The organism is Cyanobacteriota bacterium, from assembly GCA_025054735.1.
Lineage (GTDB): Bacteria > Cyanobacteriota > Cyanobacteriia > SKYG9 > SKYG9 > SKYG9.
The window spans coordinates 1-11056 of sequence record JANWZG010000090.1 but is presented as its reverse complement, the minus strand read 5'-3'; the positions used below and the strand labels follow the sequence as shown (position 1 = coordinate 11056).

9 protein-coding genes are annotated in these 11056 nt (G+C 50.8%); 5 read left to right on the top strand and 4 right to left on the bottom strand.

The window, feature by feature from the left end; translation table 11 throughout:
- The 5 genes from NZ772_06325 to NZ772_06305 form a co-directional block, all read left to right on the top strand.
- Nucleotides 1–2704 (top strand): hypothetical protein (locus tag NZ772_06325; GenBank protein MCS6813170.1); only part of this gene is annotated, 2704 nt, incomplete at its 5' end.
- A gap of 117 nt (nucleotides 2705–2821) precedes the next feature.
- A complete protein-coding gene (locus NZ772_06320; GenBank protein ID MCS6813169.1) occupies nucleotides 2822–4027 on the top strand; it encodes a metallophosphoesterase in 1206 nt (401 codons plus the stop codon).
- A 184-nt stretch (nucleotides 4028–4211) separates the two neighbouring features.
- The gene (locus NZ772_06315; protein MCS6813168.1) at nucleotides 4212–4514 is read left to right on the top strand and encodes a hypothetical protein; all 303 of its coding nucleotides are present in this window, start codon (nucleotides 4212–4214) and stop codon (nucleotides 4512–4514) included.
- Between the two features lie 122 nt (nucleotides 4515–4636).
- Nucleotides 4637–5161 carry a DUF4214 domain-containing protein gene (locus tag NZ772_06310; protein MCS6813167.1) on the top strand — a complete coding sequence of 175 codons (525 nt, stop codon included), beginning with the start codon at nucleotides 4637–4639 and terminating at the stop codon, nucleotides 5159–5161.
- A gap of 10 nt (nucleotides 5162–5171) precedes the next feature.
- Nucleotides 5172–6275, top strand: a complete 1104-nt coding sequence (locus NZ772_06305) for a glycosyltransferase family 4 protein (GenBank protein ID MCS6813166.1) — start codon at nucleotides 5172–5174, stop codon at nucleotides 6273–6275.
- On the opposite strand, the gene NZ772_06300 is transcribed toward NZ772_06305, so the two are convergent.
- From NZ772_06300 to NZ772_06285, 4 genes are all read right to left on the bottom strand, one after another.
- Nucleotides 6231–7208: a serine/threonine protein kinase gene (locus NZ772_06300; protein ID MCS6813165.1), complete on the bottom strand. Its 978-nt coding sequence runs from the start codon at nucleotides 7206–7208 to the stop codon at nucleotides 6231–6233. The two genes, NZ772_06305 and NZ772_06300, sit on opposite strands and share 45 nt — an antisense overlap.
- A gap of 45 nt (nucleotides 7209–7253) precedes the next feature.
- Nucleotides 7254–7415: a hypothetical protein gene (locus tag NZ772_06295; protein MCS6813164.1), complete on the bottom strand. Its 162-nt coding sequence runs from the start codon at nucleotides 7413–7415 to the stop codon at nucleotides 7254–7256.
- A 33-nt stretch (nucleotides 7416–7448) separates the two neighbouring features.
- Nucleotides 7449–9284 (bottom strand): asparagine synthase-related protein, encoded by a 1836-nt coding sequence (locus NZ772_06290; GenBank protein ID MCS6813163.1) that lies wholly within the window; start codon nucleotides 9282–9284, stop codon nucleotides 7449–7451.
- 26 nt (nucleotides 9285–9310) lie between these two features.
- A partial coding sequence (locus NZ772_06285; GenBank protein ID MCS6813162.1) for a right-handed parallel beta-helix repeat-containing protein occupies nucleotides 9311–11056 on the bottom strand: 1746 nt, incomplete at its 5' end.

Below are 11056 nucleotides of genomic sequence, written 5' to 3'. Positions count from 1 at the left end.
GTATGCCTCTAGTGAGCTAGCTCAAACCCCTCGCCGTCCGGCTAGTTCACCCCGGCCATCTCGTCCAGCCGAAGTTACAGTGCCTGCTCCTGCTACACCACCTAACGACATGTTACCGAGTGGTGATAATACGGTACCCCCGGCCAATCCATCCTGGGTGACTGTTCCACCGCCAGGTATAGACGCTTCCTCACCGCTAGCGATCGTCCAAACCAGCACCACATCTTCTCCAGCACCCCAACCAACCCCTACCTATGTCATCGCGCCTCGGTTAGGCGTTCGCTATAACAGTGCCAATACTGGTCATGAGTATGGCTATTTTGGGGTTGAAGGCTTTGCACCCTTAGGACAAACCCCTGGGAATTCCATCACCTTTTTAGAAGGTCGCTTGCTGGTGCAACAGAATGGTGCCCTAGGCACCAACATTCTACTAGGGCACCGAGTCTATAGCCCCAGTGGCGATCGTACCTATGGTGGTTACATCGCCTACGACACCCGTAATACTGGACGCAGCTTCTTCAACCAGATTGGCTTGGGGTTTGAGACCCTAGGGGATGTGGATGCGCGGCTAAATGTCTATATTCCCGTGGGCAATACCCGGAATCGAGTGGCTGAAATTTTTCCGGGTACCTCCCAGTTCATTCCTGCCCCAGGGATTGGCACCAACCTCTTGCTAGATCGTCGCCAAGAGTTTGAGGCGGCTGCCACTGCCGTTGACCTAGAAGCTGGCGGTAAAATCGCTGCCCTGGGCGATCGGGGTACGTTGCGCGCCTATGGTGGCTTGTATTACCTGAGTCCGCCCGGTAGCCCCAGTGCAGTTGGCATTAAGGGTAGACTAGAAGCCTTGCCTACGGACTTCCTCAACCTGGGAGTGTCTTTGCAATATGACGGGCTTTACAACACCCGCGCTGCCTTTACCATCGGTCTTACGTTCCCTGGTTCTGCCTACACCAACAGTCCCAACCGCAATACCCTGCCCAAACTGCGGGGGATCGATCGCCTAGGAGAGAGCATTGCCCGTCAGCACGCCATCCATGTCGCAGACCCAACCATCACCGGTCAACGGAACGATGACCAGGTACTAGCTACTAGCCCAATTACAGGCAACCCTCTGCGTCTGTTGCTGGTGAATCAAACTGGCGGCGCAGGTGGCAACGGCACAGAGGCATCCCCCTTCACAGATACCGCCACAGCGGTGGCTAGTGCAACGGCTGGGGATATAGTGTTTGTGCTAGCCAATGCGGGTGCCCCTGCCACTGGTGCCTTCACGATCCCGGCCCAAGTAGCGGTGCTGTCTACCCAGAGCCAAGTGCCTATTAATGCCGTTGAGGTTAACAACATTCAGCTAGAGGCACCGTTTTTGCGTGGGGCTGGCATTGCACCCCCTGTTAATGGCACGGTGACCATGAGCAACGATACCACCCTATCTGGGTTTAATGTCAATGTGGCTGGGGCACCCGGTGTTACGGCAACTGGGGTAACAAATGTGCTAATTCGAGACAATACGATCGCCAGCGACACCACCGCTGCCATTAATCTAGATGCGGTTTCTGGCACCGCCAACCTCATCAACAACCAGATCACAGGCACCAATGTCCCTGGCATCAACCTGACTAACCTAGCTGGGACGGCTAATATTACCGACAATCAAGTCACAGGTTCTGGGGGTGCCCCTGCATTGAACATTGCTACAGCTCCGGGCACGGTTAACGTACTCAACACGGTGCTCCAGGGCAATGGCTCGCCAGCCCTAGTCGCCGTTAGCATCCAAAATCTGAATGTGACGGGCGGACAGATCAATAGCACTGGCTCCCCAACGAGTGGCATGATCTTGGACACTGTAGATGGCACTGCCACCATTAATAGCCCCATTACAATTGATACCCCCGCCGCAGATGGCATCACCATCCAGAACACAGCAGGCACCGTGAATATTACAGGCAGTCCCGCTCAGATTACAAACACCGGGGTGGAGGGTGTGCTGGTGCAAAACAGCCCAGGCACGGTGAATTTGGATGGCTTCCAAATTCAAAATGCTGGTGCCAATGGGGTCGTGGCCGTCAACTCTGGCAATCTTGCGGTACGTAACAGCACGATCGACACCACTGTCTTCTCTGGGGTGGACATGCAAAATGGTACTAGCCTGACGGTTGAAGGGGTAACCGTCACGAATCCAGGCACAGCCGGAGTGGCTGCTATTACGGTACCTACGGTCACAATTCGTAACAGCACTATCAACAGTGCCCCTGCTGGTACCGGGTTTGGGGCAGTTAACTTAAACGCCACCAACAATGTCACCATTGCCGATAGCAACCTGATTGGCACTAACGATGCCGCCCTAATCGCCACCACATCTCAAAACATCAGCATCACAGGCGGTCAGATTACCAGCACAAATTCGATCGTCGAGGGTATGGCATTAAATGGCGTTACGGGCACCGTTAACATCACTAGTCCCATTTCCATTACCAACCCCACAGGTGACGGCATTTTCTTGAACAATGCTACCGCCGGGACGGTGAATATTGAGCCAACGGCAGGCAACATCGTGACGACAGGTGGAGCTAACTTTGGCATTCGGGTGCAGGCTAGCCCCGTGCCGATTCGTTTCTCTAACTTCACGATCGACAGCCCTGCTCTCCAACACCTGACGGTGGATGTGCCATCCAGCAATGTCACCCTGACCAATATGACGCTGTTCTAGGCAATAGTCACTATCCCTTAGAAGGGTTCTGACAATTGTGTGGTTTGTTATTAGAACTTGCCTGTAGCTGGTATCTTAATGGGGAAAACTCACTAACCTCTACTCGGTATGATTCCTATGCGCGGTTGGCACCTTCTCCGGATGTGTATCGTAGCGATCGTTGGGTTATATCTAGCGCTGGCTCTCCATGCCTGTCAGTCTGCCCCATCACCCCAGTTACCGACAGGTTCTCAGCCTCAGTCTAAGCCTGTGGTACCCACAACAACTGCTCAGGCTCCGCTGCCACCAGAAACTAAGGCGATCGTAGACAGTGTTGGTGGCTTGGTTAATCCTCCCCGTGGGGATGTTCGCTTTGTTGTCATCAGCGATCTCAATAGTGTCTATGGATCCACTGACTACGATCCTGAAGTTGATAGGGGCATTAGCCTGATTCCCTTCTGGCAACCAGATATGGTGCTATGCAGCGGGGATATGGTGGCAGGGCAAGATCCAACATTGACGGAAGACCGTCTGAGAGCCATGTGGGCTGCTTTTGATGATCGTGTAGCTGCCCGTCTGCGCCAGATGAAGTTGCCCTATGGCTTCACGATCGGCAACCATGATGCCTCCAGTGCTCTGGGTGTAACTGGGAATTTTCTCTTTCAACGAGAACGCGATGTAGCTAAAGCCTATTGGCAAGACCCTGCCCACGACCCCGGCGTGCAATTTATCGACAAGTATGAGTTTCCCTTTTACTTTACCTTTGAGTATAAGGACATCTTTTTCTTGACCTGGGATGGCTCCTCTAACCACATCCCCGATGACAAATTAGCTTGGGTAGAACAGGCCCTAGCCAGTGAAAAAGCCCAAGCAGCTAAGATGCGCATCTTGTTAGGACACCTACCTCTGTATGCGGTGGCGATCGGGCGGGATGAACCCGCAGAAGTCATGGAAAACACTAGCAAGCTCCAGGCCATGCTGGAAAAATATAATGTCCATACCTACATCAGCGGTCATCACCATTCCTACTATCCAGCCCACAAAGGTAAGTTACAATTGCTACACATGGGTATTCTTGGGTCTGGGCCACGCCCCCTGGTCGATGGCACCCCTCCACGCAAGTCCATTACTGTGTTGGATGTTAAATTTGACTCCCCAGAGCTGACTACCTACACTACCTATGACATGGTAACGCTGAAGCCGATCGCCTTTAACGAGTTACCCCGCTTCCTCACGGGTCACAACGGCATGGTATTACGACGAGACGTAAACGATGCTGACCTCTCAGCCGCTGAGCGATCGCAGTGTGAACAGCAACTTAGCCCTGCACTCTGCCACGCCTAGATAACTGAGACTTTTAGGTGCTCTTTGCTGAGCCTATGGCTATCTTGCCAGCGGTAGAAAATTTGAAGCAATATTGCGAGTTTTGAAAAAGGATTGAGAATTCACCGAAATTCGCTGTAAACCTTTACTCTAATGTTTTAAGCACTCAACATAAACCCTAGAACTAATTGGAGCGAGGTATCCCATGCTTAACATGCAAAAATATCGCGTTGCTTGCACCCTGTCATTTGGGGATATCTATGGTCAGATTATGGCGTGGTTGGTAGTGATTTTTGTAACATTAGCAGCAGCAATGGCGCTCTTGGGAGCCAGTCGCCCCATCTATGCATTGGCTATGGTTGGCCTAGTGCTGGTTCTGTCATTACCATTTCTTTTGTTTGCCTTCGTCACTACCTTGCTTAATCACATTGAGTTGGTTCAAGTAGAAGAACAATCAACAACTGTTGCTGCATCTGCCCCATCGCGGCCTGTAGAAGCGACTAGCTGAGCCTAAAATTCACTGGGGAACTTATGGCCATCGTTGCTGGTCTATGCTGAGTAGCAGTAATGGTTTAGCACCACATAATCAATGCTGTCTATACATGCTTATATTAGTAATAGGTGATACCTATGGAAACCATAGTCACACGGAATTTCAAGCGAGGTTGCTTAGCAGTTGCGACAGTGATGATGGCCTCAGCGATCGCTGCTCCGGTGGTTGCCCAGAGCCGTACCTGTGTTGTCGATGAACGCACAGGTCAAGTAGCCTGCGGCAGGCCCGCGACCCGATCTGAAATTGATCGGTACTATGGCGGTGGTGGCTGGAACAGTGGCAGTCAGTACAGTGAGCGTCAGGCCTACGAGCGTATCAACCAGCTTTATCGCGATATTCTAGGGCGAGATGGTGACTTTAACAGCCTGCGTGCCTATGCTTATCAGCTTCAGAGTGGACGTTCCCTATCGGATATCCGGCGTGAACTAGCCAACAGCAATGAAGCAACTGAGGCAATCCGGCGAATCTATCGCGAAGTGCTAGGCCGCGAAGCCGATGCCAGTGGGTTATATGGCTACCAGCGCAATCTAGAGTTTGGTTGGTCGTTGAACCAAATTCGCAACGAGATTGCTAACAGCCAAGAAGCTCGCAATCGCCAATAGGTCTACAGCATTGGCTAAGCATCGGTTACTATTTGCTTCTACCTCGGTTGGGCCGCTGGGAAGTGGGCTAGGCGGTGGTGTAGAGCTAACCCTGAAAAACATAGCCACTGAGTTGTTGCAGCGTGGTCATCATGTGCAAGTAGTGGCTCCGTCTGGTTCATGCCTAGAGGGGGTGCCAGTTGTGCAGGTGTCGGGTGCTCTCCAAGAAACTGCCCAAAGCCAAGGACGAGATGCTGCGATCGTCATGCCTGCTGAACCAGTGATTGCTGCCATGTGGGACTACATTCGCAGCGTGCAGTTAGACTATGATCTAATCCTCAATTTTGCCTACGACTGGTTGCCCTTTTACCTGACTCCCTTTTTACAACGTCCGATCGGTCATCTCGTCAGTATGGGATCCCTCTCTGAGGCTATGGATCGGGTAATTGGACAGATAGCTAGCCTATTTCCAGGGACGATCGCAGTTCACAGTCGCACCCAAGCGGCTACCTTTCCCTTCGCTCAGCAATGTCGTTGCCTTGGTAATGGCATTGACCTGTCCCTCTATGATTTTTGTGCTCATCCCCAATCCTACTTGGCGTGGGTGGGGCGCATTGCTCCAGAAAAGGCCTTGGAAGATGCCCTTGCGGCCTCAGAGCATGTTGGCATTCCCCTCAAAATTATGGGAGCAATTGCAGATCCCGAATACTGGCAACAGCTCTGCCAAACCTATCCTTCGGCGATCGCTGCCTATCAGGGTTTTCTTTCGACTGCTGCACTTCAACAACAGTTGCGCCAAGCCCGTGCCCTGTTAGTAACTCCGCGCTGGGTTGAGGCATTTGGCAATGTGGTGATTGAGAGCTTAGCTTGTGGGGTGCCAGTGATTGCCTATCGACGAGGTGGCCCCGCAGAAATTATCCAAGAGGGCAAAACAGGCTGGCTAGTGGAACCAGATAATGTGGCTGGCCTCGTGGAGGCTATTCTGCATATTGATGACCTCGATCGTAGGGCTTGTCGTCGCCAAGCCGAGCAGGAATTCTCTCAGCAGGCTATGGGCGATCGCGTGGAGCAGTGGATTTGTGATATGCTGTCATCCTATCAGCAACCGAAAGTCCTCCACGATGCTGTCACATAGTGCTGACAGATAGGAAAACTCTGCATGAGGGGTTACCTTACGTATGGGCACCAGTGCTGCAACTTGGCTAAGGGTCTCAAACTCCCTTGCCCGTAACTCCCGACCTAGCAATTTAGATGCATAGGTATTTGCAATTAACTCAATTAGCCCGGAAGATTTAGGTATTGGCTCAATCCAAGGTGCAGATGGATCCGCTGACCGAGCGTTCAAGACATAGATGCCACCAAGGGGCAATGGTTCGGCCTGATAGTGATAGCCTGATTGGTTGAGATTTAGATACTGCTTGTTCCACGTGGGCGTTAACCACGGCAGGGCATCGGTGCTGCCATACAGAGCCTCTACAGACGGCGACCATAACTTTAGGTATGGATAGGCAGGCTGAACATAGAACTGCCCGTGGAGGATACTCAGAGCAGTAATATCATCAGATAACACTGGATAGCCCCTGACCGCTAAGGCTGCTGCTGTTGTTGACTTACCAGCACCTGGCTTACCAAGAATAGCTAGCGCATGACCATCGACGGCGATCGCGCTGCCATGCAAACAGATTATACCCTGTAGTCTTAAGAAAAACCCTAACACCGGCCCCAACAGATACATGGTTGTATCTTCTAAGGTTGATTGGCCTGTCCAGGTTGCCCAAATTTCACATCGCTCAGGATGCAGCACAAACTGAGTACCATCGGCATACCGCAGGTGGATATAGCCATCACCAACACGATTAATAACTAAGGACGGTTCTCCAGCTTGTTGAGCAGTGCTGATATAATACCGTGTTACCTCTTCAATATCGGCTTGATCTAGAAGAGATGGAACAGCCCCCAGGTTGAGTTTGACCATCAACCCCCAACACTCACCTTCCACGGGCACTAAGCCCGGTAACAACTCGCTTGCATTAAGACAGAGACCATAGACAAGATAGGTAAACCGCACAAAAACCCTATTACCATTAGCCAGTGATAACCCTATCTAGCAGTTCTAAATAATTGAGCGGTTGTTAGGCGTAGGTAGTATCGGAAAAGCATCAAACGCTGTACCCTGATTGGTTGCCTTGGTCAATTCACGGATATGGCCATGGGTGACTAGGGTCGGTTGATGATAGGGCTTTTTAGTGGAAATGACGGTGTTGTTTAATTGCATAGGACTTCTCCAGAGTTTGACAAATTAGCGTAACTAAGAGTTTGACAAATTAGCGTAACTAAACCACTGCGATAAACTAAACAGACGCAATTTTATGCGAGATGATTCACAATTTGCACCAAAGGATGCAATGAAATCTACGTCAACATAATCACTCATGCGGGTATGATACCCGATTTGATCTAGCCATTGCGAGCTTGGATGCTGCCAGAGTACAGCAACCGGATCTCCTGCCAACGGTGCTTTAGGGCGAAGACGCACAGGGTCGGGCAATAAGCCTACCATTGCTCGACGCAAAAGTTGCTTATGCACAAACCAGGGCAGGGGAGGAATTGCCAACAGGTAGTTGACAAGCCTCAAATCAAGGTAAGGATACCGCACTTCCACAGGATAACCTGTGATCCCAGGATCATAGGTCTCAAAAATCGACGTTAGCGTCGGCGATCGCAGATTGCGATAAGCCTCTTGCCGAGTGGGATGAACCAAATCCTTTTGATGTGCCAGTGATAACGACTGGTAACGCTCAGCCAGGTTTAACCGAGTAACCAGGGTAGGATTCAGCCATCGAGGACATGTCCATGACTGGGAGCGGGGTGGTCTAGACAGTAGTTTTTTCACTTGGGTACGGATCCCGATCGGAGGTAATCGTCGATTCCAGCACCAGTACTGCCAGATACCTGCTATGAGACTACCTAGCTTTCCTGCCCTCAGTAAACGCAAAGCATAGGCACTAGAGGGTAACAATACAGGGTCTCCCCCATAGCCTGCAAGCAGGACAGGCGAGTGTGAAACTGCACGACTAAGAACATCATTCAGCAGGGATGGAAAAACTTGGGCGCTGGGTTCAGGGCGACGAGATTTTGGATGATCCCACCCCTGCATCAGGGTATAGCTGTCCCCAACCAGGTAGTGAATAGGTATTCCCAAGTATTGGGCCGCCAACTCAGCGTAAGTTTTTTCTTGATCGGGCATGATTGTTTCACAGACGATGGTATACGCCTGTAAATCGATCGACTGAGAAGCACTACGGGATAGTTGTCTAGCGATGGCCGCAATTGCAGTTGAGTCTAAACCACCACTCATTAAGATGCCAACTCGGTTAGTCGTTAACCGCTCAGCAATGGCTTGCTGCATCAGCCACCGAAAGTGCTCAACATAGTCATGCTCGTGACTGTAGCGGATACAACCATCTGTCGGCAAAACCCAATAGCTCGACTGAACTTGGTTGCCATCGGAACAGACTAACGTGTGGGCAGGTGGCAATCGCTTAATATCAGCAAAGACGGTGGTCTCAGGGTTGTAGTTAACCTCAAACAAGAGAAAATCGACGATCGCCACATCGTTGAGGGTGCTAGAGACTAAAGGATGTTGGCGCAGGCAGTTAAGATTGTTGCTAAAAATTAGGCGATCCCCAACACGGGTGTAATAAAACAACTTGATACCAAAGTGATCACGGCCACAAAACAACTGCTGACGGGAAGCATCCCATATAGCAAAGGCGAAGTCTCCTTGCAAATGCTGAACACACGTTTGTCCCCAAACTTGATAGGCCCAGAGCAGTAATTCAATGTCTGAAGCATTGGCAGAGATAGGGCAACCTTTTGCCTCTAGCGATCGGGCTAAATCATCACGAGCGTCCAAACGAATATCTGCTACTGCCCAGACAGTTTTACTCAAGCTATAGGGTTGATGCCCCCCAGAGCTGTTAGCAGTTGTGCACAGTAAAGCATAACCCATACCAACGTTGCCCTCAGACCAAATGTAGCAACCATCAGGCCCCTGATAGCTCAAGAATTTGGTCATTCTAGAGAGCAGATCCCGATCAACCGCGGTCTGGTTGAAGTGCACAATACCAACAATTCCGCTCATGATTAGCTAGGTTAACAACCCTGCCCCTAGAAACCACAAGTACCTGCTGCAACGGTATTCACAGTACCAATTGGAGCTGGCAGCGAGGTGATCGTATTCGTTCCTGGTAATGGGCCTTCTACTTGAATGACGGCAGCACCACCTGCATTATTTTGTCGATTAAAGGTGCCAATAGTATTATTGTTAGGCTGAATACACAATCTAGTGTTATTGCCACCCACAACAATATTGGTGTTTAAGTCACCGATTAATCCACCGTTACCCGTAATCGTATTCAGGCGAACTCGGGAAAACAGAGTTGCCGTTCCCGCACCAGAGGTGAATAGACCAACGCCACCATCGGCATTACCTGTGACAACATTGGAGTCGATCGTCACCCTGAGACGAGCGTTATTCAGCGCCTCTACTTGAATACCGGGAGCAAACGAGGGGCCTGTGCCGTTGTTGGTAACAGTGTTATTAGCAATTGTAAAGACCCTCTCTGCGGACGCATCAGGGGTGTCTACTTGCAAGAAAATGCCAGCACTAACACTGTTGTTCGCCGTATTGTTGGAGATTGTGCCACCCCCTGTAGCAGTGCCCGATAGCACTACATTAATGCCGTTATTGCCCGCAGTGGCAGTATTACTAGTGACGTTAAGATTCACATTACCTGAGTTGTTACTAACTGAGATGGCATCAACCCCGACACCTGTCGAGTTGACTGTGTTGTTGGCGATCGTTACAGTACCAGTAGCATTCTGTAAATTAATGCCCCGTGCCCCTGTCGTTGTAATAGTATTTCTGTTCAAGTCAACATTACTAGCACCCGTAGCCGTAATACCCGGTATGTTTGCTCCTGGAGTAAGGATGAGTCCGCTCACAACAGAGTTACTGCCCACATCAAGGCTACCTGTAGCGTTGATGGTATAAACATCGGCTGCATTGTTCGAGCCAGGTAAGACTACAGTGCCACCCCCAAATAGGGGCAGGCGTTGCTCAACACGACTAAAGAGCAAGCTAACACCAGCGTCTAGAGAAGGGTCAAAACTCTCAGTTCCAGAGCCACGCACATAGATGATATCTCCAGAAGCATCATTGGCTAAGGCAGCCTGAACAGAGGTGAATGGATTCTCGTTCGTGCCATTACCACCTGCCCCTTGCCGCACGTGTAGGAACCGATAGGGCACTCCATTGGGGTTACGAGCTAACTCTGTGGTCACCTCTGTCTGTCCAGATACTGTAGGATCAGCCACAATGATTGCCGACTGCCTACCAACATTCTCAGCAATGCGGTTTAAGGCGCTTGATGGGGGAACATTACCGCCCTGAGGTGACGTTCCAGGGAAACTAGCCCCAACCGTAAACACTACCCTGGTATCAAACAAGCCATCGTTCTGCACGGAAACACCAACATTGAAAAAGTCGCTGGGCAAGGCTTCTACCCTACCTTTAACCCCAACAACCGTTGGACTNCCTTGGGCACTAATGAGATAGGTACCTGCATAGGCACGTAACGAACCATTACTACCAATGGGAACAATTTCACGCCCTACTTCAGCATCAACTACGGTTGCAGCCGTTTCAAACTGGCGGAGGCCGCTGAGCACAAGGGAGTTGCCTACAAAGGCAAAACCACCAGCCGTGGATGTAGCCACCTGGTTACGGGTTGCCCCAACAGGGAAGTAGCCATTAATTCGAGCATCAAAGGTAGGAGAGAGAAACTCTAGACCAACGCCGATTTGGTTGAATGAACTCCGACCCGTGTTACGGAAATCGTAGGCTATGTAACC

What these genes read in the sequence shown, in the direction of transcription:
- NZ772_06295 (MCS6813164.1), bottom strand. Translation starts at nt 7,415, where the DNA reads ATGCAATTAAACAACACCGTCATTTCCACTAAAAAGCCCTATCATCAA.
- NZ772_06315 (MCS6813168.1), top strand. Translation starts at nt 4,212, where the DNA reads ATGCTTAACATGCAAAAATATCGCGTTGCTTGCACCCTGTCATTTGGG.
- NZ772_06290 (MCS6813163.1), bottom strand. Translation starts at nt 9,284, where the DNA reads ATGAGCGGAATTGTTGGTATTGTGCACTTCAACCAGACCGCGGTTGAT.
- NZ772_06320 (MCS6813169.1), top strand. Translation starts at nt 2,822, where the DNA reads ATGCGCGGTTGGCACCTTCTCCGGATGTGTATCGTAGCGATCGTTGGG.
- NZ772_06310 (MCS6813167.1), top strand. Translation starts at nt 4,637, where the DNA reads ATGGAAACCATAGTCACACGGAATTTCAAGCGAGGTTGCTTAGCAGTT.